Origin of the sequence: Pseudomonas sp. MWU349 (genome assembly GCF_017947325.1) — a bacterium.
Classification (GTDB): domain Bacteria; phylum Pseudomonadota; class Gammaproteobacteria; order Pseudomonadales; family Pseudomonadaceae; genus Aquipseudomonas; species Aquipseudomonas protegens.
In genome coordinates, this window is sequence record NZ_JAFEVP010000001.1 from 526286 (window position 1) to 551314 (window position 25029).

General features: G+C 65.5%; 18 protein-coding genes. 4 read left to right on the plus strand and 14 right to left on the minus strand.

From position 1 onward, the window contains the following. Nucleotides 1–75: 75 nt before the first annotated feature. Complete coding sequence (locus KCG88_RS02310) at nt 76–1386, plus strand: NtaA/DmoA family FMN-dependent monooxygenase (protein ID WP_210711641.1); 1311 nt, start codon at nt 76–78, stop codon at nt 1384–1386. Between the two features lie 179 nt (nt 1387–1565). Here KCG88_RS02310 and KCG88_RS02315 read toward each other — a convergent pair whose 3' ends face one another. The 14 genes from KCG88_RS02315 to KCG88_RS02380 form a co-directional block, all read right to left on the minus strand. Beyond that, the gene (locus KCG88_RS02315; protein WP_047287638.1) at nt 1566–4643 is read right to left on the minus strand and encodes an efflux RND transporter permease subunit; all 3078 of its coding nucleotides are present in this window, start codon (nt 4641–4643) and stop codon (nt 1566–1568) included. A gap of 8 nt (nt 4644–4651) precedes the next feature. Then, on the minus strand, nt 4652–5764 hold the full coding sequence (locus tag KCG88_RS02320) for an efflux RND transporter periplasmic adaptor subunit (protein WP_199521986.1): 1113 nt from the start codon (nt 5762–5764) through the stop codon (nt 4652–4654). 96 nt (nt 5765–5860) lie between these two features. After that, on the minus strand, nt 5861–7609 hold the full coding sequence (locus KCG88_RS02325; RefSeq protein ID WP_210711642.1) for an efflux transporter outer membrane subunit: 1749 nt from the start codon (nt 7607–7609) through the stop codon (nt 5861–5863). Nucleotides 7610–7855: 246 nt separating this feature from the next. After that, nucleotides 7856–8305 carry a PTS sugar transporter subunit IIA gene (locus KCG88_RS02330; protein WP_210711643.1) on the minus strand — a complete coding sequence of 150 codons (450 nt, stop codon included), beginning with the start codon at nt 8303–8305 and terminating at the stop codon, nt 7856–7858. A gap of 171 nt (nt 8306–8476) precedes the next feature. Continuing rightward, nucleotides 8477–9037 (minus strand): flavin reductase family protein, encoded by a 561-nt coding sequence (locus tag KCG88_RS02335; protein WP_015636044.1) that lies wholly within the window; start codon nt 9035–9037, stop codon nt 8477–8479. Nucleotides 9038–9061: 24 nt separating this feature from the next. Next, nucleotides 9062–10297 carry a cation:proton antiporter gene (locus KCG88_RS02340; RefSeq protein WP_210711644.1) on the minus strand — a complete coding sequence of 412 codons (1236 nt, stop codon included), beginning with the start codon at nt 10295–10297 and terminating at the stop codon, nt 9062–9064. Between the two features lie 154 nt (nt 10298–10451). Further along, nucleotides 10452–11543 (minus strand): Rieske 2Fe-2S domain-containing protein, encoded by a 1092-nt coding sequence (locus KCG88_RS02345; RefSeq protein WP_210711645.1) that lies wholly within the window; start codon nt 11541–11543, stop codon nt 10452–10454. Between the two features lie 24 nt (nt 11544–11567). Next, complete coding sequence (locus KCG88_RS02350) at nt 11568–13271, minus strand: tryptophan 7-halogenase (protein ID WP_047287625.1); 1704 nt, start codon at nt 13269–13271, stop codon at nt 11568–11570. A gap of 42 nt (nt 13272–13313) precedes the next feature. Continuing rightward, nucleotides 13314–14399 carry a monodechloroaminopyrrolnitrin synthase PrnB family protein gene (locus KCG88_RS02355; RefSeq protein ID WP_047287623.1) on the minus strand — a complete coding sequence of 362 codons (1086 nt, stop codon included), beginning with the start codon at nt 14397–14399 and terminating at the stop codon, nt 13314–13316. After that, nucleotides 14399–16012 carry a tryptophan halogenase family protein gene (locus KCG88_RS02360; RefSeq protein ID WP_210711646.1) on the minus strand — a complete coding sequence of 538 codons (1614 nt, stop codon included), beginning with the start codon at nt 16010–16012 and terminating at the stop codon, nt 14399–14401. Before KCG88_RS02360 ends, KCG88_RS02355 begins: the two co-directional genes overlap by 1 nt. Nucleotides 16013–16528: 516 nt before the next feature. After that, nucleotides 16529–18274, minus strand: a complete 1746-nt coding sequence (poxB, locus tag KCG88_RS02365) for a ubiquinone-dependent pyruvate dehydrogenase (RefSeq protein WP_210711647.1) — start codon at nt 18272–18274, stop codon at nt 16529–16531. Between the two features lie 118 nt (nt 18275–18392). Continuing rightward, nucleotides 18393–19457, minus strand: a complete 1065-nt coding sequence (locus tag KCG88_RS02370) for an FAD-dependent oxidoreductase (protein ID WP_348984520.1) — start codon at nt 19455–19457, stop codon at nt 18393–18395. A 152-nt stretch (nt 19458–19609) separates the two neighbouring features. Further along, entirely contained in the window at nt 19610–21151 is a 1542-nt protein-coding gene (locus KCG88_RS02375; RefSeq protein ID WP_210711649.1) for an MFS transporter, read from the minus strand. Continuing rightward, on the minus strand, nt 21148–21645 hold the full coding sequence (locus tag KCG88_RS02380) for a heme-binding protein (RefSeq protein ID WP_210711650.1): 498 nt from the start codon (nt 21643–21645) through the stop codon (nt 21148–21150). The genes KCG88_RS02375 and KCG88_RS02380 overlap by 4 nt, the downstream gene beginning before the upstream one ends. A gap of 104 nt (nt 21646–21749) precedes the next feature. Between KCG88_RS02380 and KCG88_RS02385 the strand changes: the two genes are divergently transcribed. From KCG88_RS02385 to KCG88_RS02395, 3 genes are all read left to right on the plus strand, one after another. Then, entirely contained in the window at nt 21750–22631 is an 882-nt protein-coding gene (locus KCG88_RS02385; RefSeq protein ID WP_199522615.1) for a LysR family transcriptional regulator, read from the plus strand. A gap of 75 nt (nt 22632–22706) precedes the next feature. Further along, a complete protein-coding gene (locus tag KCG88_RS02390) occupies nt 22707–23084 on the plus strand; it encodes a VOC family protein (RefSeq protein WP_011061875.1) in 378 nt (125 codons plus the stop codon). A gap of 353 nt (nt 23085–23437) precedes the next feature. After that, nucleotides 23438–25000, plus strand: coding sequence for a TerC family protein (locus KCG88_RS02395; protein WP_047287607.1), 1563 nt, complete (start codon nt 23438–23440; stop codon nt 24998–25000). Nucleotides 25001–25029: the final 29 nt, after the last annotated feature.

A 25029-nucleotide genomic window follows, 5' to 3' on the forward strand; every position in this document is an offset into this window, starting at 1 on the left:
GCCCCCGGGAACCCGTCGCCGGCCGCCCCCCGAGGCGCTGCCGGCGTTCATTCGTACACAGGAGATTGGCAACAGATGAGTAACCGCAAACGCCTGCATATCGGCATGTCCCTGGCCCCCACCTGGCTCAGTGGCGATGCCTGGCGCCAGCCCGACAGCAATATCGAAGGCATCTACAGCGCCGACTTCGCCGTGGACATCGCCAAGCGTTCCGAGGCCGCGCACCTGGATTTCGTGTTCCGCCCCGACGTCAGTTGCCTGAACATGGACGGCCTGGAAAGCGGCTCGGGTTTCGCCAGCCTCGATCCCACGGTGCTGCTGGCGTGCATCGCCCGGGAGACGTCCCGCATCGGCCTGGTGTCCACCGTTTCCACCACCTTCTTCCCGCCCTATGTGGTGGCGCGCCAGTTGCAGTCGCTGCATTGGGTGAGCAACGGCCGCGCCGGCTGGAATATCGTCACCGCCTTGCAGGGCCATGAGAACTTCGGCCTGGAGGCCATGCCCGGCGCGGATGAGCGCTATGCCCGGGCGGCGGAGTTCACCCGCCTGGTGCACGACCTGTGGGCCAGCTACCCCAACCAGGCGCTGCTACTGGACCGGGAGAATGGCCGTTACGCCGACCGCAGCCAGGTGCACCCGGTGGACCATGCCGGCGAGCACTTCCGGGTGCGCGGCCCGCTCAACCTGCCGGCGTTCGGCAAGGCACGGATTCCCCTGGTCCAGGCCGGCGCCTCGGACACCGGTCGCGACTTTGCCGCCTCGGTGGCCGACCTGGTGTTCGCCCCGACCCCGGACAAGGATGCGGCCCTGGAACTGCGTCGCGACCTCTCGCAACGGGCCCGGCGCCACGGCCGCCGCCCCGAGGACATCCGCCTGCTGCCGGGCCTGAGCCTGTACCTGGCGCCGACCCGGGAACAGGCCCGCGAGCTGTTCATGCAAACCCACGGGCGCCCGGACAACGCGCGCAAGTTCGCTTCGATCCAGCAGATGATCGGCCTCGATTTAAGCGACTGGCCCCTGGACCGCCCGGTGAGCGCCGCCGACCTGCCGGCCCCGCTGCACAACCCCGGCAGCCGTACCCACACCAACCTGCTGCGGCGCTTGATCGAGCGCGAAACCCTGCGCCTGGACGAACTGCTGCTGCGCCCGGAAGTGATTTGCGCGGCCCACTGGCAAGTCATAGGCACCGCCGAAGATGCATTTGCACAGATCGTGGAATGGGCCGAGGCCGGCGCCATGGACGGCTTTATCGCCGCGCCGGGGGGCTCGATCCGTTCGATGCACATTTTCCTGGAACAGGTGGTACCGATGCTGGTGGAGGCGGGACTGTTTCGCGAGCGCTATAGCGGCACGACCTTTATCGAACACCTGCAAGAGCAGGATTGACCCGGGGCCTGGGAGAAAGCTCCGGTCTTGGGTGGTGCGCACTGTGGCTGTTTTTGCGCAACGTGCGCCCGGATTATCCCGGGCCTGGCGCCGGGCGTCAGCGTCACGGCGCAACTCAAGGCGCCGCGCATCATCCTGGGTGCCAGCCTGTTACCCGGCGGTTTCAATCGAACGGGGGTTCAGGCGTTGTCGGACGCTCCGGCATCCGCCTGCGCCCTCGGGTTCTCGACGCTTGCGCCAGAGTGCGTACTGCCAATGAACAGGTACATGGCCGGCACCATGAACAGGGTCAGCAGGGTGCCGATGGACAGCCCGGCGAAGATCACCAGGCCCATGTCGTGGCGGCCCGCGGCGCCGGCGCCGGAAGCCCAGACCAGCGGCACCACCCCCAGGACCATGGCCGCGGTGGTCATCAGGATCGGCCGCAGGCGCACCGCGGCGGCTTCTTCGATGGCTTCGCGCTTGTTGTGGCCGGCGCGCTGCAATTGGTTGGCGAACTGCACGATGAGGATCCCGTGCTTGGTGATCAGCCCCAGCAGCGTCACCAGCCCGACCTGGGTGTAGACGTTGATCGAGGCGAACCCCATGGTGATGAAGGCCAGGGCGCCGAACAGCGCCGGCGGCACCGAGAACAGGATCACCACCGGGTCGCGGTAGCTCTCGAACTGGAACGCCAGGGCCAGGTAGACGATCAGGATCGAGAACAGCAGCAGGCCGACGAACCCCCCCGATTCCTGGATGAACTGCCGTGATTCGCCGGCGTAGTCGCTGGAGTAACCGGACGGCGCCACCTGTTCCAGAATGCCTTTGAGCCGGGCCAGCAACTCGCCCTGGGACACGCCGCTGACCCCGGACAGGGTCGCCGAGTTGAGCTGCTGGAAGTGGTTGACCGACTCCGGCTCGGTGGAGGTTTCGATATGGGCCACGGTGCGCGCTGCAATCATCGCCCCCGACGGGGTACGGATGTAGTAGTCGAGGATCTGTTCGGGGTTCAGCCGGTCCACCTGCAGCACCTGGGGGATCACCTTGTAAGAGCGCCCGGCGGTGGAAAAGTAGTTCACGTAGTTGCCCCCCAGGGCCGCCGAGAGCGCGGCGCCGACGTCGGCCTGGGTCATGCCCAGGGCGGCGATCTTTTCGCGGTCCACCACCAGCTTGGCCTGGGGCTTGTCGAGCTTGAGGTCCAGGTCGGAGAACCAGAACAGCTGCTGCTTGGTCGCCTCGGCCAGCACCGCCTGGGCCACCTCGTTGAGGTTGGCCACCGACTCGGTGGTGCTGATCACGAACTGCACCGGCAGGCCCTGGGCGCCGGGCAGCGAGGGCAGGGGGAAGGCGGCGATGGTGGCGCCGGGCACCTGGTTCCACTTCTGTTGCAGGTCGAGGATCAACTGCGCCTGGGTGCGGTCACGATCCTCCCAGGACTTGAGCAGCACCCCGCCCAGGCCCTGGTTCAGCGAGGGCAGGCCGGTGAGCTGGAACATCTGCAGGTACTCGGGCTCCTTGTTGGCGATCTGGAACGCCTGGTCGGCAATCCACTCCATCTGCTGCGGCGAGGCGGTGGGCGCGCCCTTGATCTGCATGAACACCAGGCCCTGGTCCTCGGTGGGCGACAGCTCGCTCTTGGCGGTCATGCCACTGGCGGCCACCAGTACGAATAGCAGGAAGCCGAAGGTCACCAGCACCGGCCAGCTATCGAGCCCTGCCGCCAGCACCCGGTGGTAGCGCCCCCGCAGCCAGTCGAAGTAGCGGTCCAGGCGCTTGGCGAACCGGCCTTCCTCCTGGCCGCTCTTGAACAGCCGCGAGGTCATCATCGGCGACAGGGTCAGGGCGATCACCGCCGACACCGTCACTGCGCCGGCCAGGGAAAAACAGAACTCCTTGAACAGCGCCCCGGTCAGCCCGCTGCGCAGGCCGATGGGCACGTAGGCGGCGATCAGCACTACGGTCATGGCGATGATCGGGCCGCCCAGCTCGCGGGCCGCCAGCAGCGCCGCCTCCAGCACGCCGCGGCCTTCCTCCTTGATATGCCGGTCGACGTTTTCCACCACGATGATGGCGTCGTCCACCACAAGACCGATGGCCAGCACCAGGGCCAGCAGGGTCAGCAGGTTGATGGAATAACCCAGCAGGTACATGACGAAGAAGGTGCCCACCAGCGACAGCGGGATCGCCACCAGGGGCACGATTACTGCACGGAACGAGCCGAGGAACAGGTAGATCACCACCGAGACGATGATCATGGCTTCCACCAGGGTCTTCACCACCTCGAAGATCGAGGTGTTGATGAAGGCCGTGGAGTCATAGACGATCTCGCCGCGCACCCCGGCCGGCAGTTGCGATTGCAGTTCGGGGAAGGCTTTGCGCACGTTGTCGGCGACGTTGAGGATGTTGGCGGTGGGCGCTGCCTTGATGCCGATGAACACCGAGCGCTTGCCGGAGAAAGCCACGCTGCTGTCGTAGTTTTCCGCCCCCAGGGTGACGTTGCCCAGGTCCTCCAGGTACACCAGGGCGTCGCCGTTGTGCTTGACCACCAGGCGCTTGAATTCGTCCACCGTGTGCAGGTCGGTGCCGGCGGTGAGGTCCACGGTGATCATCTGCCCCTTGGTGGAGCCCACGGCGGACAGGTAGTTGTTGTTGCCCAGGGCCGTGGCCACGTCCTGGGCGGTGACGTTGTGGGCCGCCAGCTTGTCCGGGTCGAGCCAGGCCCGCAGGGCGAACTGGCGGCCGCCGAGGATCTCCGCGGTCTGCACGCCTTCCAGGGAATCGAGCTTGGGCTTGACCACCCGCACCAGGTAGTCGGTGATGTTGTTGGTGGCCAGGGTGTCGCTGTAGAACCCCAGGTACATGGCGTCGGTGGTCTGGCCCACCGCTACCGTCAGCACCGGTTCCTGGGACTGGGCCGGCAACTGGTTCTTCACCGAGTTGACCTGGGTGTTGATCTCGGTCAGCGCCTTGCTGGAGTCGTAGTTCAGGCGCAGGGTCGCGGTAATGGTGGAGAGGCCGGTGATGCTGGTGGACGACAGATAGTCGATGCCCTGGGCCTGGGCGATGGCGGCTTCCAGGGGCTGGGTAATGAAACCGGCCACGGTGGCGGCGTCGGCACCGTAGTAATAGGTGCTGATGGTGACCACGGTGTTTTCCGTGCGCGGCCACTGGTTCACCGGTAGCTCGAAGATCGAGCGCAGGCCCAGGATCAGGATGAACAGCGAGACCACCACGGCCCAGACCGGGCGCTTGATAAAGGTATCGGTGAAGTTCATGGCGGGCCCTAGCGCTCTTGCGGCGTTGGCGAAGGATCGTTGCGCGGCGTGTGACTGTTGTCGATTTTCACCGGCGAGCCGTTCTTGAGTTTCATCTGGCCGCTGGTGATCACCAGGTCGCCTTCCTTGACCCCTGACAGCACCGCCACCTGGTCGCCACGGTTGGGGCCGGTTTCGATGAAGGTCTGCTGCGCAGTGAGCACCGCGTCGCCCTGGTCGTTGTTCTTCTGGCTGGCGATGAACACCGTGGTGCCGTAGGGGTTATAGGTGACCGCGGTCTGGGGCAGGGTCAGGTAACGCTGGGTGCCGCCTGAGGCCACCACGGCCCGGGCGAACATGCCGGGCACCAGGCTGCGCTTGGGGTTGTCGATGGTGGCTTCCACCGTGACGTTGCGGGTGTTGGGGTCGAACTGGGTGTCGATGGAGCTGACCCGGCCAGTGAACGTCTGCTTGGGCAGGCCGTCGGCGCTGACCGTGACGCTCTGGCCCAGAGCTACTTGCTGGAGCTGGGTCTGGGGCACGTTGAAGTCGATGTAGATCGGGTCGAAGGTCTGCAGGTTGGCGATCTTGTCCCCCGGGTTGAGGTATTGCCCGGGGTTGACCGCGGTGATGCCGATGCGCCCGGCAAAGGGCGCGCGGATGCTCTTCTTCGCCACCAGCGCGCGCTGCTGTTCGGCAGCGGCCAGCTTGGCCTTGAGGTCGGCTTCGTCGGCCTCGACCAGGGCCTGGGACACCGCGCTCACCTTCAGTTGCGCCCGGTCGCGCTTGAGCACCGTGCCGGCCAGGGCCGCGGTGGCTTCCAGGGAGTGCAACTGGGCGATGTCGGAGTCGGCATTCAACTGCACCAGCAGGTCGCCGGCGGCCACTTCCTGGCCGGGCTTGAAGCCGATGCTGCGCACGATGCCGCCGACCTCGGTGGTGACGTCCACCCCGCGCACGGTCTTCATCGAGCCCACCGCGGAGACGCTGGGCTGCCACTCTTCGTACTGGGCCTTGATGGCGGTAACCACCGCGGGCGGCAGGGGCACCTTGGCCTGGGCGATCAGCTTGGAGATCTGCGCGAACTTGACACCGCCGATCACCGCGACGATCAGCAGCACCACGCCGAGCATGATCAGCATCGGCCGCAGCAGCCGGCGCTTGCGCGGCGCCTGGGGGGCCGCGCCGGGGTGCGCAGGGGAAGGGCTGGAGTGGACATCGGCCATGGCGGATCTCACTTAAGGCAAGGGTGCAGGTCGAGTGGACGGCGCGGCGGCTGCCGGCCCCTGGAGCCGGCCCGGCTGGCCGGCTTGAGCCTGTTCGCGGTGCTGGGCCGCGGGCGGCGGGTACATCTCCTTGAGCGACGGCCAGCCGAAACGATCGGGGCTGCCGAGGCTGTCGGGGGCGACATCCTGGCGCTGCCACCAGCCGCCCCCCAAGGCCTGGAACAGCGCCGTGGTATCGCTGTAGCGGGCGGCCTGGGCCCGCACCCGGCTGACAATCGCGTTCTGGTAGGTCTGCTGCGCGGTCAGCAGATTCAGGTAGCCCACCGCACCCAGGCGGTACTGGGCCTGGGCCAGGTCCAGGCTCTGGCGCGCGGCGGTCTCGGCCAGCACTTGCTGTTGCAGGGCCTCGGCGTCGGCCTGCAGGGCACGCAGGGCATTGGCCACATCCTGGAAGGCGGTGATCACCGTGCCGCGATAGCGCGCGGCGGCCTGGTCATAGGCGGCCACCGCGGCGCGCTTGCGATGCTCCAGGGCGCCGGCGTCGAACAGCGGCTGGGCGATGGAGCCGGCCAGGCTCCAGACCCCGGTGCCGGAGGAAAACAGTTTGGTGCCCGCCAGCGCCGTGGAGCCCAGGGAACCGGTAATGCTGAACTGCGGCAACTGGTTGGCGATGGCCACGCCGATATCGGCGCTGGCCTGATGCAACTGGGCCTCGGCGGAGCGCACGTCGGGCCGCTGCTCGACGATGGCCGAAGGCAGGCTCAGGGGCAGCTCCTCGGGCAGGTGCAGGGAGGCCAGCTGGAAGTATTCGCCCCGGTCCTGGCTAGGGAAGCGACCCAGGTAGGCCTGCAACTGGTTGCGGGTCTGGGCCAGCTGTTTGTGCAAGGGCGGCAGGGTGGCGCGGGTCTGGGCCAGGGTCGCTTGCTGGGTCAGCAGATCGCTGTCGCCGATGGCACCGAGTCGACGCTGGGCCTGCAGCAGGTCGAGCTGGTCGCTCTGCAGGCGAATCACGGTTTCGGTGGCGGCGATCTGGTCACGGATCGAGGCCAGGCTGATGGCTGTGTTCACCAGGTTGGCGGTGAGGGTCAGGTAGGTCGCCTCCAGCTGGTAGCGCTGGTAGTCGGCCTGGGCACCGCTGGCCTCGATCTGCCGGCGGGTGCCGCCAAACACGTCGGGGGCGTAGGACACACTCAGGGACGCCGAGTTGACCGTGAAGATCTGCGCCGCAGAGCCCCCGGCCGCTGCCGCACCGCCGCTGGAGCCCAGGGCGCTGGCGGCGGACACCTTTTCCCGGGTTTTCGAGGCCGAGGCGCTGAGGGAGGGAAACAGCGACGCCTGTTCGGCGTACAGCAGTTCATTGGCCTGGCGCAGCGCGGCCTGGGCGGCGTCGATATCCGGGTTGGCCTGCAGCGCTTCCTGCACCAGGGCATCGAGTTGCGGCGAGCGGAACAGCGTCCACCACTGCCCGGGAATGTCCATGCCGTTCACCAGTCGCTGCGCCGCGCCCCCGGCGGCGCCCCCTGCCGTGGCGGTGCCGGGCGGCAGGGGCGTGGCGCTGTAGCCGGCGTCCCGGCTCAGTTCCGGGCGGCTGAAATCCGGCCCCACGGCGCAGCCGGCCAGGGCTGCGATGCAGATCAGGTTCAGGAACGAGCGGGCAAGCAACAGAAGAGACAGGTGCCCAGAGGGTTTTCGACCGGCACCTTCGTCCTTGTGAGGACGCCGGCCGCCAGTGGCTACAGGCAGCAGCTGTGGCTTGTTCATATTCTCTCTAATTGAGCAATCGTGAGTTGGTTCAACAGGAATATGGAGAGCGGCGCAACGGCTGGACAGGCGCCCCCTCAAGCGCTGGGCTGCGCGAGGTGTAATGAACGTTAATGGATGAGTCAGCTAACCGCCAATAGATGAAATCTTGTGCCGGAAGGTGATCGGTGGGGCTTGAGCTATCCCATTTGCCGCGGGGGAAGCGGCAAATGGGTATTGCGTGCTGGAGCAGGTGTCTGGGTCAAGCTACCAATGATCGAACAGCTGTTTGACCTGCATCGGCGCAGTACAGCGCAGCAGGGCCTGGCGAAACCGCGGGTTGGCAAACAGCCGGGCGGTGTCGGCCAGCAGGTCCAGGTGCTGCTGATCGGCGGGAGCGGGCACCAGCAGCACCAGGATATCGCTGACCGGCTGCTGGTCCGGGGCGGCAAAGGCCATGGCGGTCTGTGGCCGCAGGTACAGCGCATGAATGCGATCAAGCTCGGCGAGCCGCGCGTGGGGCACCGCCACCCCTTCACCGATGGCGGTACTGGCGGCCAGTTCCCGGCGCCACAGGCTGGCGGCTACCCAATCCGCCGGCAGTTGCCGGGTCTCTTGCAGGTGCTGGCCGACCTGCTCGAACAGGCGCTGCTTGTTCGTGACATTGACCGCCAGGAGGATGTCTTCGACCTGCAGATAGCGGGCGACTTTGCTCATGGGCTTCTCCGGGAGCTTCGGGCTTGTCTTGCAGGTTATTGAAGCGCATTTGCCAGGTGCCGGGAGGGGCGGGCGGGCAGTTTTTACGAACTCTTTAGATCCCCAGCTGCTGCTCCATCAAGGGACACCTGGATCAGTGACCCTTCCCGGCAATAGATAACATGAGCCGGGCTATTCGTGCTTGAGGACGCTTTCTGCTCTATTGCTCCCTAGACCCCGGTACTGGCCTGCATGGAAGACCAGCGGTTCTGCACCGCTGTAGCGGTATTGTTCGATCTCGCCAATGAAGATCAGGTGGTCACCGCCCTCGTACTGGGTGACGTTGCGGCACACCAGCACTGCCACCACATCGTCCAGCACCGGGGCTCCCGCCTTGCCATAGGAATGAGCTACACCGGCGAACTTGTCGGCTGCTGCCCGTGCGAACTGCTCCGACAGGTGGTGCTGGTGCGCGCCCAGTACATTGATGGCGAAGTGGCTCGCCGAGCAAAAGGCCTTCAGGCTCGGTGCCGTGCGTGCCAGGCTCCAGAGCACCAGCGCCGGTGACAGCGACAGTGAGGAGAACGAGTTGGCCGTCACACCGACGTTGCGGCCGTCTGCGGTGCGGGTGGTGATCACGGTCACACCGGTAGCAAACTGCCCCAGCACGTTGCGCAGTTCACGGGCATCGCGGACATCGCGGCCCTCGGCATCGAGCAAATCGTGAACTTTGGTTTCGGTGGCAGCAATCATGGTGAGCTCTCCCCTCAAGCTGGCTCAGGCGGCCTGTTGGCTCATTGCGCGTGTTTGCATGCGCAGCGTGAATCGAACCAGCGGTGCGGTCAGCGCCGTCGTCACCAGCGCGAACACCACGAGGATCGTGTAGACCTTTGGCGGAAGAATCTGCATTTGCAGGCCGATTGACAGGACGATTAGCTCCATCAGCCCGCGCGTATTCATCAACGAGCTCACCAGCATCGCATCGTGTGGCGCCAGCCCTGTGCCACGCGCGCCCAGATAGCTGCCGCCGAACTTGCCGATGAATCCGCCCACGAGGAATACCCCGCACCACATCCATGATGCCGCGTCGTCGATCGTGCCGACCGACGCATGCAGCCCCGCACACGCGAAGAACACCGGCATCAGTACAAGCTTGACGAAACCTTCGACGTTATCGCGCCACTCCTTCGCGACGCCGGGCACGCGCCGCACGAACAGCGCCGCCGCAAGTGCGCCAAATGCACTATGGAATCCGATCAGCGACGTCGCGAGTGCCGAGGCTATTACAAAGCAGAGCAACACGGCCAAGCGGTCGCGCGTCGCATGCGCAGTCGAGGCGAGCCGCGCAAGCACCGGCCGCACCACGAAGCGCACCAGGAGCGCGCACAGCACCAGGTACACGAGCAGGCTGACGAGCATCTGCGCAAATGCCCAGCCAGGCCCGCTCGATAGCGAGGCAATCGTTGCCAGCAGCATCCAGCCGAGCGCATCCGTCAGCATCGCGGCAGACATTGCATACCGTGCGCCGACTATGGTGTCGAGCGCCAGGTCGTCGATGATGCGCGCCATCACCGGCACCGCTGATACCGCAAGTGCGACACCGCAGAAGAGTACATAAGGCAGCGCCGGCACGTCGTTGGCGAGCGAGCCTTTGGAGACGGTGGCGACGATCATGCCGATCGCGGCCGGCGCGATGAGCCCGCCTGCCGCGATCGCGACAGGTACGCGCCAGCGCTTGCCGCGCAGCGTCTCGCTCAACTCCATATGCAGACCGATCTGAAACATCAGCAGTATCAGGCCGACTTCGCCGACTTGCGCCATGGCTGACAGCGTACGTGGGCCGAACAACAGGTCGTAGAAACTCGGTGCGATCACGCCGAACAGCGAAGGCCCCAACAGCAGGCCGGCCGCGATCTCGCCGACCACCGCGCACTGGCCGAGCCGTTCGGCAAGGCGGCCGCAGAGGTTGCAGAGCGCGATCACCAGCACGAGTTGCAACAGCCAGATGGTCATCAATACCTCGCAAAAAGCGACACCGACACCAAGCGGGTGGCCGCGAGCCCAAGCGGGCCCGCCGCGCCGTACGCCGTGATCTCCGTGACGCAGCTCGAAAGGTTCGCAAGCGCCGGGCAGCGCGACGCGACCGCTACCGGCTCGGCCTCACGCATTACTGGTCACTCGCGACACGGTCGACCCAGCCGCGGTAGAACGCACGGTACTTGAGCACGAGCTTGTCGTACTTGCTGTACGCGCCGCCGCCGTCGGGCTTCATCCCGTTCCAGATTTTGACGTCGTACCCCGCTGCCTGCCTGGTCTGCAGCCCGAACAGCACAAAGTCGGTCGCACGACGCAGGACGCCGCCCACCTTCTTGATCGAGATGAGCATGTGCATGATGTTCTTGCCGTCGCTCACCGGTGTCACACACTGGAGCAGTTTGTATTTGACGTCTGCGTCCAGGGCAACGGTCATGACGCACCCGCCGGGGTAGCCATCGAAGTGCAGGTTCATCTGCGACATGTTCAGGCCGAGCGCGCGCGACAGCATGCCGAGGGGGCCGAAGTAGCGGTTCACGTTGAAGTCGATCCCGGCGCCGAACCACGCGCCCGCCCGGGCCAGCGACTCAACCTCCGGCCAGCGGCTCCAGTCGTCGAAGAGCTTGAGCTCGAAGGCCGAGATCGGGAGCGCGTGCACGGGGGTTGCGTGCTGTGCGTCGTAGAAGTTCTCGACGATCCGCAAGACTGCCGTCGTCGTCTCGAACGCGAAGTGCAGGTGCATGAAGTCGCCGTTGTCGACGTCGGCTGCGGTGATTTCGGGCAGCGGGTGCAGCGGCTGCGGGGAGCCGTACCAGACCCACACGTAGCCGTATCGCTCGGTGGTGACCAACGTCGGCTGGCGCGCCGCGCGTGGTATCGGCTCGAGCTGGCGCACCACCTCGCTGTGACCGGGGATGTGAACGCACTTGCCTTGCTCGTCGTAGCGCCAGTGGTGAAACGGGCACTGGATGCACCCGTCCTTGATCCGCCCGTCAGCCAGGTTCGCGCCTAGGTGCGAGCAGTGGCGGTCCATCACCACGGCCTGCCCCTTCGCTGCGCGCCACGCCACGTATGGACGGCCAAAGAGCGTCAGCTCCTTCGGCTTGTCCCTGAGGTCGTTCGAACGCATCGCGACGTACCAGCTCGCGGCCACGCGCGTGGTCGCGTCGTACGCCCCCAGGGGATGCTTCTTGACGCTCGCTTGATCCAATTGAATGTTGTTCATCGCGTGTGTGCCGTCCTTGGCCGACTACTTCTTAAGAGCCAAGCCGATGCGGGTGGTGATGTACGCCTTGAGCAGCGCGAACATCGGGTTGTAGTCGAAGTACTTCTTCACCTCTGCCGGCGCGCGGGTCTGGGTCCAGTACATCAGCTTCATCGCCGGTATCAGGCTGTACTTCGAGTTGTTGAGCTGCGGCTTGTCCCCGGTGATGCAGTACCCGAAGCCGAACATCGGCTTGGCGAAGTCTCGTTCGTCGATGAGGGCGTGAATCCGCACCGCGGCCTCCTCAGCCGACTTGTGCCCGGCGCTCACAGCCTCGACCTCGGCTTTGGCGTCGTTGAACAACTGGTAGTACTGCTCCATGTCCGCGCACAGGTACCCGAGGTACGGCGGGTCGTTGTCGAGGTGATCGAGGTCGCCCTCGTCGCGCGATGCGCGAAACCTCGCGTGGGCTTGCACCAGCCGGAACTGCCCGAGGATAGTGCCGACCGCCCACAGCCGGTGGAACGCATCCCATAGGCGGAAGTCCGAGAACGCCGTGTAGCAGCAGCTGACGAAGTCGTCATTGTGGTCCAAAAGCTTTTGCTGCAGGCGCTCGATGTACTCGAAGCGCTCGGGGGAGAAGTCGTCGTCGCGTAGCGCCTTGATAAGGCGCGTCGCGAGCGCATGGATGGTCACCGCGGTGTTCTCGAGCCCCCGGGAGAAGAGAGGGTCGATGAACCCGTTCGCGTGCAGCATCAGGCAGTAGCGGTCGCCGACGCAGGCGCTCGACGAGAACTGCAGGCGGTCGGTCTTGACCCAGTCGCGCACCGGCACGGCGTCCTGGAACTGAGCGCCGATGCTCGGGAACCGCGCGAGGAACTCGTCGAATTCCTGCTGCGCGGGAATGTCGGTTTTCGGGTAGACACGCGGGTCGAGCTGCAGGCCGACGCTCACCAGGTTATTGGTTGACCGTGGGTGGTTGTTGAACGGAATCACCCAGAGCCAGCCGCCGGTGAACATGTGGTGCAAGGTCCCTTCGTGCCAGCGCCAGCGCTGCCCCTTGACCTTGAAGATGTCGTCGAACGGCTTGACCCCGAGCATGTGCGTGTAGAGGCTGCGCGAGTGCGTCTTGAAGCGACACGGCTCTTCGCGGAGCCCGAACTTGGTCGCCAGCGGCGCGCCGGGTCCTCCGCAGTCGATCATGTACCGGCCGGTGAACCGCTCGCCCTCGGCGGTGGTCACCGCGACGCCGTCCTTGTCCGCGTGATATTCGGTCACGCTCGTCTTCTGGCGGACCGTGCAGCCATATTTGATGGCCGCTTGCAACAGATAGGCGTCGACGTCCTGCCGGTAATAATGGCTCTCCGGCCCCCACGGCAGCTCGGGAATGACGCACTGCGTGAACTCCTTCGGGTCGTGCTCCTGCCCAGGTTTGTGGAACACGAAGCCGAAGTTGCGCTTGATGCCCGTGCTCGACGAAACGTAACGCTGCGTCGAGTAGAACGAGGTGATGTGGCCGAGCTCCGGAATGTCGTAGCGATCAGCGATGATGCGGTTCATGAGCGACGTCTCGGGGATCGACGATTCACCGATCGTGAACCGCGGGTGCGACGACTGCTCGATAATCAGCACGCGAAACTGTTGTTTGGCCAGGATGGCCCCCATCTGGGTACCGGACATGCCCGAACCGAGGATGATTACGTCGAAGTGGTTGCTATCGTGTCCGTTCGCGGGGCTCTTCTGAGTCATGGGGGCAAACTCTCCTTGTGAGATAACACTGGGTCGCGCGCATCAGGATTCATCGAGCGCGGCGCGGATGCGGGACCGCGCGGCATGGGTGAGCGTGAGTAGATCGCCGAGCATGCTGGGCGCGTAGCCCCCGCTGCCGGTTGTGGGGCCGCTGCGCCCGGCTTCGTATGCCCGCTCCGCCAATTTGAGGTGAGGCGCCCGGAAGCGCAGCAGGACCTTGAAGACCCGCTCGAGGGCTGTCAGCCCAGCCCGGACGTGCTCGCCCTGGGTACCCACCGCTCGCGCCTCGGCGAGCGCGCGGTCGATGAGCGCCGGCTCTGTGGCGAACCGAGCGTAGACCGCCCTGTACGCGGGAAGCACGTAGGGCAGGTACGTCTCTTTGAATTCTCGATAAGCTGGGTCGTCCGATTGCGAGCCCCACAAGACGTGCTCCAGCACGAAGAGGGGCATTTCTACGGCACCGGGGCCGAGGTAGCTCTGGCCCCCGACTCGAATCGGTTCGTAGAAGGGGCGCAGCTCATCGTAGAAGACCTGGGGCGAGATGAAGCGGTACGCGTAGACGATCGATTCGACCATTTTCTGCAGGTAGGCTTCCAGCTCATCGCACCCTTGTGCGAACGCGGGCGAGCGCAGGGATACATCGGACAGCTCGACGGTCAACGCGATGGCCGCCTCGAGGGCCGCCATCGAGATGCGCACGCTCTCGAGCAGGTGCGCTTCGTCGGGCAGCCCGGTGTAGCTCCGCTGTGCATCGGCCGCCGCCGGGTTCCAGACCGTCACATGCAGGAGTGTCTCGCGCGGCGGCAAGTCGGTCACCCGTGCCAGGTCGAGCAGCACCCGTTCAAGCCCGGGCACCAGGTCCACGGGCTCATGTCCGTGCCGCTTGAGCGACCCCAGGAAGAAACCGATGTCCCGCATCGCGGCGGCGGCTTCGACGAAGCCCCAGGCGCAGGGCACGCCGCTCACCGGGAGGAACTCGCGCAGCAAGCCGACGATGCCGGGCACGTCCTTGTCACGGTTCAGGGCCGGCAGCTGCAGAACCAGCGCGCGCGCCTGTAGCGGATCGCAGGCCGCCACGGCAGCGTGCGTGGCCGCGAATGCCGATACCCGGTTCAAGGTGCGTTCCACTACTGGCGTTCCTGCGCCGCGAGCGTCGGTCCGTGCTGGTTGCGCGACAGCTGCGCGCCGTCACGCAGTGACCGCAGGTAGTCGTAGTTCGTCGGCAGGCTCGTGCGCAGGCGCTCGGCTTCGCGCCGGATGCTGGCGAACATCGCTTCGGCTTTCTGGATCGACTCCGGTCGGTGCTGCAGGAGCGGCAGCGACCGGTCGGGCAGCATGCCCAGGCCGGCAAAGATGCAGTAGTAGTTGCCGTTCAACCAGAAGTTCTTGAATTCGTAGTCGAAGGTCTCGTAGTACGTGGAATCGTCGAACGAGGTGGTGGTCAGCGGCAGCCCGGCCTTGTAGCGCTCAACCTTCTCCTGGATGGCGTCCGAGAGCCGCAATTCGTGCCGGTTCGCGAGCCAGAACGGCGTGTCTTCGCGCGACGTAGTGAAATAGTGCGCCTGGACGAAGTCTCGGCAGTCGTCGAACATGTAGACGATCTCGGCGTTGAATGCGTCGCGCAACCGCGGGTCGAACGAGGTGTCGGGGAAGTGCTTCACGAGTTGGTAAAGCGCCGCGTAGATGAAGTAGATTCCCGTCGATTCCAGGGGCTCCAGAAAGCACGACGACAGCCCGATCGAGACGCAGTTGTTGACCCACGCCCGCTTGTTGCGCCCGACCCGGAACTTGATCTGGTTGAGCGGCTGATTGTCCGAGAGGCCCCAGAGTTTGAGGAAGTCGGCGGTGGCCTGGTCGCGCGAGGTGAACTTGCTCGAGAAGACGTAGCCGCTGCCGAACCGGCCCAGCATCGGAATCTTCCAGGTCCATCCCGAGTTCATGGCGATCGAGGAGGTGTAAGGCTCGACCCCCTCGCGCGCGTCGTCGTTGGGCACGGCGCTGGCGACCGCGCTGTCGCACAGCAGGTAGTCGGACATGTCGATGAAGGGTTCCTTCAGGGCCTGATTGATCAGGAGCCCCCGCATGCCGGAGCAGTCGATGAACAGGTCTGCCTCCAGCGTCCGCCCTTCCTTGGTTAACAGGGTGGAGATGTAGCCGCGGTCGTTCAGTTGAACCTCCACGACCTCGTCGACCACGCGATTCACCCCGCGCTCGACGGCCCAGCGCTTCAAGAAGTCGGCCACCAGGTGCGCGTCGAAGTGCCACGCGTGGGACATCTGGCGGGTGCCGTCGGCCAGGCAGGGTGCCAGCTTGCCGTCGAGGGCCCCGGGCTGCGGGTAGCACGCGTACGCCATCGGCTGCTGGAAGCCCTGTTCGCGCTTGCGCAGCCAGTAGTGGGTAAGCGGCACGCCGTCGCAGTTCGGCACGCTGCCGAACAAATGGTAGAAGTAATCTTCGCGCGATGGGTCGGGAGATTTTCTCCAGTTCACGAACTTGATCGCGGCCTTGAAGGCGCCGTTCACTTGGGGCATCCACTCCCGCTCCGGTATCCCGAGGAAGTCGAAGAACACCTTCTGCAAACTCGGGATGGTCGCCTCGCCCACGCCGATCCGGGGGATCGCCGCAGACTCGATGAGCGTGATGTTTACCTGCTGTTGGAGCGCCCGGACGAGGTACGAAGCGGCCATCCAGCCCGCGGTGCCGCCGCCCACGATGACGATATTCTTGATCGGCTTGTTCATAACACTCCCTGTTTCGAGGCGGGCTGTCTGTGAAGAGGAGAAGGCCGCCAGTCTCTGTGCATCCGTGCAAGAGGCACATCAATGTGCTTGTCGGATTTAGACTCTAGCCTGCCGGAAAAGCGATGCACCTTCCGTTTCCGAATTAGCATTCAAAAAAGCAAAGGCATTTGGTCTAAAGGAAGATATTGCGTAGTTTTTTTGCGCCTGAATCAGTCGGCCGCCAAGGGGGGCTGAAGTTTGAGCATGCCTTCATCCACCGCCGATCTTGAAAGAGGCGAGCGGCTCAAAAATGATCGGATCACTGAAGGAATGCGACGGTTTTCTTGTCCCGCTTGTGCTTACGGCCAATCCGTCGGCGCGCAGTCGAAACGTCTTGATGGATGAGAAGCGAAGCCTGCGAAGGTGGTTTTCCCAACGCCACCCTCTATGGATGCTACTGCCGCCCTTTTCATGGACACAGGCCTCTAATGTGGGTCCATTAGAGGCTGCAATGACATGCCCGGGGGTAGAGCCTTTCTAGGTGATCTTGAACCAACTGTCCTTGAGCCAATTGGTCTTGGCCAGTTCGATCACCTCGTCGCCACGCCCGCTCATCACTGCCTTGAGCATGTACAGGCTGAAGCCCTTGGCCTGTTCCAGCTTGATGGCCGGCGGCATGGCCAGTTCCTGGGTGGCGGTGACCACGTCCACCAGCACCGGGCCGTCATGGGCCAGGGCGGTGCGCAGGGCGCCTTCCAGTTCTTCGGAGTTTTCCACCCGCAGGCCGAGAATGCCCATGGCGTTGGCCATGGCGGCAAAGTCCGGGTTGTGCAGGTCGGTGCCGGTGTCCAGGTAGCCGGCGGATTTCATTTCCATGGCGACAAAACCCAGGGAGGCGTTGTCGTAGACCACGATCTTCACCGGCAGCTTGAGCTGGGCCAGGGAGATGAAGTCGCCCATCAGCATGCTGAAGCCGCCATCGCCGGACAGCGAGATCACCTGGCGCTGGGGGAAGGCGGCCTGGGCGCCCATGGCCTGGGGCATGGCGTTGGCCATGGAGCCGTGGTTGAAAGAGCCCAGCAGGCGCCGCTGGCCGTTCATTTTCAGGTAGCGCGCGGCCCACACCGTGGGGGTGCCGACGTCGGCAGTGAAGATGGCGTCTTCGTCTGCCAGTTCGCTGAGCAGCCGGGTCAGGTACTGCGGGTGGATCGGCCGGCCCGCGGGCGAGGGCTGGGCCAGGTCGTCCAGGCCCTGGCGCGCCTTGGCGTAGTGCTTGAGGGATTCTTCGAGAAAGCGGCGGTCGCCCTTATAGGGCAGGCGCGGCAGCAGTGCGGCGAGGGTTTCGCTGACGTCGGCGGCGATCCCCAGGTCCAGCGGCACTCGCCGGCCCAGGGCCTGGGGGTTGCGGTCGATCTGTATGACGCAGGCGTCGCTGGGGTAGAACTGGCGATAGGGAAAGTCGGTGCCGAGCATCACCAGGGTGTCGCAGTTGAGCATGGCGTGGTAGCCGGAGCTGAAGCCGATCAGGCCGGTCATGCCGACGTCGAAGGGGTTGTCCCATTCCACATGTTCTTTGCCGCGCAAGGCATGCACCACCGGTGCGCCGAGGGCGTCGGCCAGGGCCACCACCTGATCGTGGGCGCCGGCGCAGCCGCTGCCGCAGAGCAGGGTCACGGCCTTGCTCTGGCTCAGCAACTCCACCAGCTTGTCCAGGTCGTGGGGGGCAGGCAGGGTGCGCGGTGCGTGCAGGGCCGGCCATGGCTTGCTGGCGGCGGGCACCTGTTGCAGGGCCACGTCGCCGGGGATCACCACCACCGCCACGCCGCGGTTGAGGATTGCGCTGCGCATGGCCCGGTGCAGCACCTCGGGCATCTGCGCCGGGTTGCTCACCAGTTCGACGAAGTGACTGCACTCCTTGAACAGCTCCTGAGGGTGGGTTTCCTGAAAATAGTCGAGGCCGATCTCCGAGGAGGGGATCTGTGCGGCGATGGCCAGTACCGGCACATGGTTGCGGTGACAGTCGAACAGGCCATTGATCAGGTGCAGGTTGCCCGGCCCGCAACTGCCGGCGCACACCGCCAGTTGCCCGGTGGCGGCGGCTTCGGCGCCGGCGGCAAAGGCGGCCACCTCTTCGTGGCGCACATGCATCCACTCGATGGTCTGCATGCTGTGCAGAGCGTCGGTGAGGCCGTTCAGGCTGTCGCCGGTCAGCCCCCAGATACGCTTGACCCCGGCCTGTTCAAGGGTGGTTGCCAGTTGCTGGGCGATGGTGATGTTCGCCATGAAGAGCTCCTGCGGTCCGCTTAAGAAGTCGTGCAATCAAAAGAGGACAACAGGCGAGGGCGGATGATTCCGTGAAATCTTGCAGGCCCTGCCGTGGTGTGGCGACAGGGGCTGGTGTTCAGGCGAAGCGTGCCGGTCGGCAGGCGGCCAGTTCGGCGCAGGTTTGCCCGTGCAGCAGTTCCTGGCTGATCAAGCGCGCCACCGTGGGGGCCAGGGTCACGCCGGCGTGCATCACCGCCAGGTACAGGCCCTGGTAGCGGGGGCTGGGGCCGATGATCGGCAGTTGGTCCTCGGGCATCGGCCGCAGGCCGACTTCCACGCTGCGCAGGGTGATGGCCTGGGCGCCACGAAATAGCTGGCGGATGCTGGCCAGGGCCTGTTGCGCGATGGCCTCGGGCCCCTGTGGGCCCTGGGCATCGATATAGTCCTCGGCCAGCAGCAGGCTGCCGTCCGCCGCTTCGCGGATTTCCAGCTGGCTGTTGGAGACCAGGGTCTTGACCAGGCCCGGTGGCGCATGGATGCGGATCAGGATCGACGGCGAGGCTTGCACCGGCAATTGGATACCCAGGGGCGCGAGCAGGGCCGGAGTGGCGCAGCCGCTGGCGAGCAGCACCTGGTCGGCACGGTGGAGCCCGGCGGCGGTGTTTACCCCGAGTACCCGCCGGCCTTCGACCCGCAAGCCAAGTACCCGGGCCTGTTCGAACACCCGGGCGCCGTGGGTGCAGGCCGCATCGAGCAGGGTGCGGGTGGCGGCCACCGGGTCCAGGCTGCCTTCGCCGGGTGCATAGCGGGCACGCTCCGGCAGCACTTGCAGGTGGGGTTCCAGTTGGGCAACCCCGGCCCGGTCCAGCCACTGGGTTGGGGCCTCGGCGGTTGGCTCGTCGGTATCTGGCGCTTGCTGCTCGGCCGCGCCGTAGGTCAGCGCGCCGGACCAGTGGACCTGCAAGGCCGGCAGTTCGTGCTGCAGGCGGCGGTAGTCTGCCAGCGCCTGGGCCCGCAGGGCGCGGGCGGCTGGCGGAAACTCGCCGTGGGGGTTGATCCAGGCAAAGGAGTGGCGGGTGACGCCCGAGCCCGGGCTGTCCTGTTCCAGCACGGTCACCTGCGCGCCCTGGCGGGCCAGGTGGTAGGCAATGGCGGCGCCGACAATCCCGGCGCCCACCACGATCACGCTTGAAGGCTTCACGCTCACCTCGTTATCCATTCAATGGGGCGTTGCGAAGGGCGCACCTTAACCGTGGCGGATTGCCCCAGCAATTGAACGAGTGTTGTGAAATTGCAAGCGGGCGGGCCAGGACCGCTGCCGCAGGCGCGGCAGCGGTTTGTGCCGTGCCTTTGCTATTGCAGCTTCAGCGTCAGCCCCGATGCCTGGGGCAGTGGATTGCGCATCAGCCGGCCCACCACCAGGGCGCCGAGCAGGGCGAGCATCCCGGCCACCGTCAGCACCAGGCCGAAACCACCGACAAAGGCCTGCCGGGCCAGGGGCTCGACCAGGGCCCGGGCATCGGGCGGCAAGCCGGCCATCGCGCCCTGCATGTTCCCGGCTACCACCCGTGAGGCAATCTCCGCTGCCTGCTCCAGCCAGTGCCCGGGCACGGCGTGCAGGCTGGCCTGCAAGAGCTGCTGGGTATGGCTGGCCAGCAGCGCACCGAACACCCCGATGGCCAGCATGATGGCGCTGAAGCGCATGGTGGTGCTCATGCCCGAGGCCATGCCGGTGCGCTCCCGGGGCACGCAGGCCATGATGTTTTTCTGCGTGTCGCCATTGAGCAAGCCGGCCCCGGCGCCGGTCACGGCGATTGCCAGGGCGAAGTTCAGGTAGCCCCCGGCATGTACCGCCCAGGCGCTGAGCAGGTTGCCGCAGCCCACCAGGGTCAGCCCTGCGGCCATCAGCGTGGCCGGCGCATAGCGCCCGGCCAGGCGTGCGCCGATCCGCGGGCAGATGAGCATGGTCAGGGCGAAGGGCAGCATGCCCAGGCCCGAGGCGATGGCCGAGAAGCCCAGGCCGTTCTGCAGGTAGAAGGGCAGCAGCGTCATCATCACCTGGGCGCAACCGGCGTAGGCGAACATGCCCAGCAGGGCGCCGATGAAGCGCGGGTGGCGGAACAGTTGCAGGTCCACCATGGGCCGGCTTTGCAGCCGTTCGATCAGCACGAACAGCCCCAGCAGCGCCACGCCTGCCAGCAGCCGGGTGGTGGTGGCCGGGTGGCTCCAGCCGATGCGGTTGGCCTCGATCAGGCCCCAGATCAGGCACAGCAGGCTGGCGCTGAAGGCCAGGCTGCCCCAGGGGTCGAGGCGCGCCGCCTGGGTATCCCGGGATTCGGGCACGTTGCGCAGCACACTCCACAGCAGCAGCGCACCCACCGGCAGGTTGAAGTAGAAGATCCAGCGCCAGCCGAAGTACTCGGTGATCAGCCCGCCGACCGTGGGCGCGGCAGTCATGGCCATGCCCATGCAGGCACCCCAGAAGGCCCAGGCCTTGGCCCGTTCCACTTCGTCATGGAAGGTATGGCCGATGGAGGCCAGGGCCGAGGTCAGCAGCAGCGCCGCGCCCACCCCCTTGAGCGCCCGGGCGATGTCCAGCAGCAGGGCGTTGGGCGCCGCGCCGCAGCCCAGGGAGGCGAGGATGAACAGGCCCAGGCCGCAGAGCAGGGTGCGCTTGCGGCCGAAGCGGTCGGCCAGGCTGCCGGCGGGCAGCAGCAGGGCGGCGAAGGCCAGCATGTAGGCGCTGACCACCCACTCGATATCGGCGAAGTTGGCCCCCAGGTCACGGGCGATGCTCGGCAGCGCCACGGCGACGATGTTGGTGTCCAGAACGATCAGCGAACAAACCCCGGAGGCGGTGAGCAGGGTCAGGCGCGGGTTGACGGAGCGGTTCATTGCGTGGCCTGCCGACTGAGGATGGCGAGGGCGGCCAGGGCGATTTCATCGTCGTGGGCCGGGGTGTCGGCACTGACCCCGATGGCGCCGATCACCTGGCCGTCGACGATGATCGGCTGAGCGCCTTTCATCATCACCAGGCCGGCGCTGAGGGCCGCGGGGCGGCCGCCATTGACGGCGTTTTCCAGATCCCCGGAAGGCCGCTTGAACAGCGCCGAGGTGCGTGCCTTGCCCTGGGCCAACTCGACTCCGGCCACCACCGGGGCGCCGTCCATGCGCGCGCCCAGTATCGGCCAGCCGCCGTCGTCGACGATTGCCACGGCGCAGGGCCAGCCCTTGGCCTGGGCGGTTTGCTGGGCGGCCCTGAGCAGGCGCTGGGCGTTGTCCAAGGTAAGGATTGCCTTGTGGGCAATGACGGGTTGGCTGTCCTCGGCTGCCGCAGTCTGCAGCACGCAGCAGGTGATCATTGCCAGAAACAGGGGTTTGACGCGCATGGCAGAGGCTCTCTACTGTGAAGGTTCGCTCAGCTTATCCCGGCCTTTCGCGGTCTTTGTTAGCTGCTGGCGACCAGTTCATTACCTTTGAGCTAATGCCCATCATGGAAATTCGTCACTTTCGCTACTTCCTGGCGGTGGCCCGGCAGCGCAATTTCACCCGCGCCGCCGAGCAATTGGGGATTGCCCCGCCCACCCTGAGCCGGCAGATCCAGGACATGGAGAACAGCCTTGGCACCCGGCTGTTCCTGCGCCAGCAACGCGAGGTCAGCCTGACCGAGGCCGGCGCCACCCTGCTGCTGGAAGCCGAGGCCACGGTGCGCCAGTTCGAGTTTGCCCAGCGCAATGCCCAGCGTGCCGGGCGCGGCGAGATCGGCCATATCGAACTGGGCTATGTGGCCTCGGCGGTGTATTGCGGGCTGTTGCAGAAACAGGTGCAGGGCTTTGGTCGCGACTGCCCGGACGTCAGCCTCAACGTGCGCGAGTGCCCGATGGCGACACTGCCGGCGCGGATTGCCGATGGTCGCCTGGACGTGGGCTACATTCGCTCGCCCATGACATTGCCGGAAGGGGTCGAGGCCATTCGCCTGGACGCCGAGGGCTTTGTCCTGGCGCTGTCCGACGAATCCTGGCTGTGCCGCCTGCCGCAGATCGCCTCCGAACACCTGCTCAATGAAACCTTCATTCTTCCGGAGCAGATCAGCGGCACCTTGCAGGTGGCGGCCCAGGGGGCCTACGCCCCCAAGCTGGGCCCCCAGCCCGGCGGCCTGGTGGCGGTACTGGCCCTGGTGTCCCTGGGGCAGGGCGTGGCCGTGGTGCCGGAGTCGGTGGTGGGCCACGTCAGCCTGCCCCATGTGCTGTACCGGCCAATTGGCGGCAGCTCGGCGACGTCCTGGCTGTCGCTGATCCACCGGCGTTTCGAGCAGGCACCGGCGGTAGTGCGCTACATCGAGCAGGTACGGCGCGAGTACCGCGGCAAAGCCTGATGGGGCATGTTCAAGCGATGGCCCGGGTCGCATAATCCCCGGGCCATTCCTTTCGCTTCAGGAGCTGCGTCTTCGATGATCGACCACCTTGACCACCTGGTACTGACCACCATCGACCCGATTGCCGCCGAGGATTTCTACGTCCGCGTGCTGGGCATGCAACTGGAAACCTTTGCCGGCGGGCGCAAGGCCTTCAAGTACGGCAACCAGAAGATCAACCTGCATGTGCGCGGCCAGGAGTTCGAACCCAAGGCCCACCTGCCGGTGCCGGGGGCGCTGGATTTGTGCTTCATCGCCAGCGTGCCCCTGGAACAGGTGATTGCCCATCTGCAACAGGCCAACTGGCCGATCATCGAAGGGCCGGTGCCGCGCACCGGCGCCACCGGCCCGATCCGTTCGGTGTACCTGCGGGACCCGGACCTGAACCTGATCGAGATTTCCGAGCAGTTGTAGCGGTGCTGGCCTGCGTCAGAGACGCGGGCCGGATAAAATCTTGTAATGATTTCCCGCTGGGGAATCGGCTCGCCCTCCCTGTAATCTCCAAGTCCGTTTTTTCCTTCAGGACTTGCATGAACACGCTCTCGGAGCCCCCCAGTCGGCGCTCTTTCCTCGCTTTGCCCCATGACTTCTCGCGCCATCCGGCGGTTCTGAGCCCCAGACGCTCAGGCAGCCATTCTCCCGTTTGCACTTGCCTGGCTCTTGCCACTTCCTGCCTTTATCCGCCCGTACCCGAGGTTTTGCAGTTCCTGCACCTTGGCGCTGCGTCGCGCCTGGCCGTTTGAATTTTCCGGAGCACTTGAGTCGTTATGGAATGGATCGCAGACCCCACGGCCTGGCTTGGCCTTTTGACCTTGATCGTCCTGGAGCTGGTGCTGGGCATCGACAACCTGGTGTTTATCGCCATCCTCGCGGACAAGCTGCCGCCCGAGCAGCGCGACCGTGCGCGGATCATCGGCCTGTCCCTGGCGTTGTTGATGCGCCTGGGCCTGCTGGCCAGCATTTCGTGGATGGTGACCCTGACCCAGCCGCTGTTCGAGGTCTTCGAGCACAGTTTCTCGGGGCGTGACCTGATCATGCTGTTCGGTGGTGTGTTCCTGCTGTTCAAGGCCACCATGGAGTTGCATGAACGCCTGGAGGGCCATGTCAGCCAGCGCACCGGCAGTACCACCTACGCCTTGTTCTGGCCGATCGTGGCGCAGATCGTGGTGCTCGATGCGGTGTTCTCCCTGGACGCGGTGATCACCGCGGTGGGCATGGTCGAGCACCTGTCGGTGATGATGATCGCGGTGGTGGTGTCCATCGGCGTGATGATCGTCGCCAGCAAGCCGCTGACTCGTTTCGTCAACGCGCACCCGACGGTGATCATGCTGTGCCTGGGCTTCTTGATGATGATCGGCTTCAGCCTGACCGCCGAAGGCTTGGGTTTCCATATTCCCAAGGGTTACCTGTATGCGGCCATCGGCTTCTCGATCCTGATCGAGGTGTTCAACCAGATCGCCCGGGCCCGGCGCAAGAAATCCATGCAGGGCCTGCGGCCGATGCGCGAGCGCACGGCCTATGCGGTGATGCGCCTGCTGGGTGGGCGCAGGCTGGCGGCGGAAGAAGTGGGCGAGGAAATTGCCGACTTGCTGGAAACGGATGAGGCCCCCAGCAGCGAGCTGTTCGACCGCCGTGAGCGGGTGATGATCAGTGGTGTGCTGCAACTGGCGGAGCGGCCGATCCGCAGCCTGATGACGGTGCGTGCCGAGGTCGACTGCATCGACCTTACGGACAGCCCGGAGAGTATTCGTACCAAGCTGATGCATTCTTCGTACTCGCGCCTGCCGCTGATTCGCGATGGTGCCGTGGATGAACCTTTGGGCTTCGTGCACAAGAAGGAACTGCTCAAGGAGTACCTGGCGGGCAGCGAGCCGAACCTTGAGCATCTGGCGCGCAAGACCATCAACCTGCTGGACAGCTTTTCGATCCTCAACGCCCTGGAACAGATGCGTCAGGCGTCCACCCACATTGCCTTTGTGATCAACGAATTCGGTGACTTCATGGGTATCCTGACCATGACCGACATTCTCGAATCCATTGCCGGCGAGCTGCCGGACGCCAGCGAGATCGAAGGCCCGGATGTGATCGAAGAAGAGGGCGGGTTCCTGGTCAATGGTGCGCTGAACCTGCCTCAGGTACGCCAGCGGACCGGCTTCGGTGCTGAACCCACCGAGGACTACCAGACCCTGGCCGGTCTGGTGATGAGCCTGCTGGACCGCCTGCCGGTCAAGGGCGATCGGGTGGAGTGGGCGGGCTGGAGCCTGCAGGTCAGGGCAGTGGAAGAGCGCCGGGTAACCCAGGTGCTGCTGTCGCGCAGGAGCGTGGACTGACGCTGGGGCCTCTTCGCTGGCAAGCCAGT

Bases quoted from the DNA above. Each gene is read 5' to 3' on its own strand.
- KCG88_RS02310 (WP_210711641.1), top strand. From the start codon at position 76: ATGAGTAACCGCAAACGCCTGCATATCGGCATGTCCCTGGCCCCCACC.
- KCG88_RS02315 (WP_047287638.1), bottom strand. From the start codon at position 4,643: ATGAACTTCACCGATACCTTTATCAAGCGCCCGGTCTGGGCCGTGGTG.
- KCG88_RS02320 (WP_199521986.1), bottom strand. From the start codon at position 5,764: ATGCTGATCATGCTCGGCGTGGTGCTGCTGATCGTCGCGGTGATCGGC.
- KCG88_RS02325 (WP_210711642.1), bottom strand. From the start codon at position 7,609: ATGAACAAGCCACAGCTGCTGCCTGTAGCCACTGGCGGCCGGCGTCCT.
- KCG88_RS02330 (WP_210711643.1), bottom strand. From the start codon at position 8,305: ATGAGCAAAGTCGCCCGCTATCTGCAGGTCGAAGACATCCTCCTGGCG.
- KCG88_RS02335 (WP_015636044.1), bottom strand. From the start codon at position 9,037: ATGATTGCTGCCACCGAAACCAAAGTTCACGATTTGCTCGATGCCGAG.
- KCG88_RS02340 (WP_210711644.1), bottom strand. From the start codon at position 10,297: ATGACCATCTGGCTGTTGCAACTCGTGCTGGTGATCGCGCTCTGCAAC.
- KCG88_RS02345 (WP_210711645.1), bottom strand. From the start codon at position 11,543: ATGAACAACATTCAATTGGATCAAGCGAGCGTCAAGAAGCATCCCCTG.
- KCG88_RS02350 (WP_047287625.1), bottom strand. From the start codon at position 13,271: ATGACTCAGAAGAGCCCCGCGAACGGACACGATAGCAACCACTTCGAC.
- KCG88_RS02360 (WP_210711646.1), bottom strand. From the start codon at position 16,012: ATGAACAAGCCGATCAAGAATATCGTCATCGTGGGCGGCGGCACCGCG.
- poxB (WP_210711647.1), bottom strand. From the start codon at position 18,274: ATGGCGAACATCACCATCGCCCAGCAACTGGCAACCACCCTTGAACAG.
- KCG88_RS02375 (WP_210711649.1), bottom strand. From the start codon at position 21,151: ATGAACCGCTCCGTCAACCCGCGCCTGACCCTGCTCACCGCCTCCGGG.
- KCG88_RS02380 (WP_210711650.1), bottom strand. From the start codon at position 21,645: ATGCGCGTCAAACCCCTGTTTCTGGCAATGATCACCTGCTGCGTGCTG.
- KCG88_RS02385 (WP_199522615.1), top strand. From the start codon at position 21,750: ATGGAAATTCGTCACTTTCGCTACTTCCTGGCGGTGGCCCGGCAGCGC.
- KCG88_RS02390 (WP_011061875.1), top strand. From the start codon at position 22,707: ATGATCGACCACCTTGACCACCTGGTACTGACCACCATCGACCCGATT.
- KCG88_RS02395 (WP_047287607.1), top strand. From the start codon at position 23,438: ATGGAATGGATCGCAGACCCCACGGCCTGGCTTGGCCTTTTGACCTTG.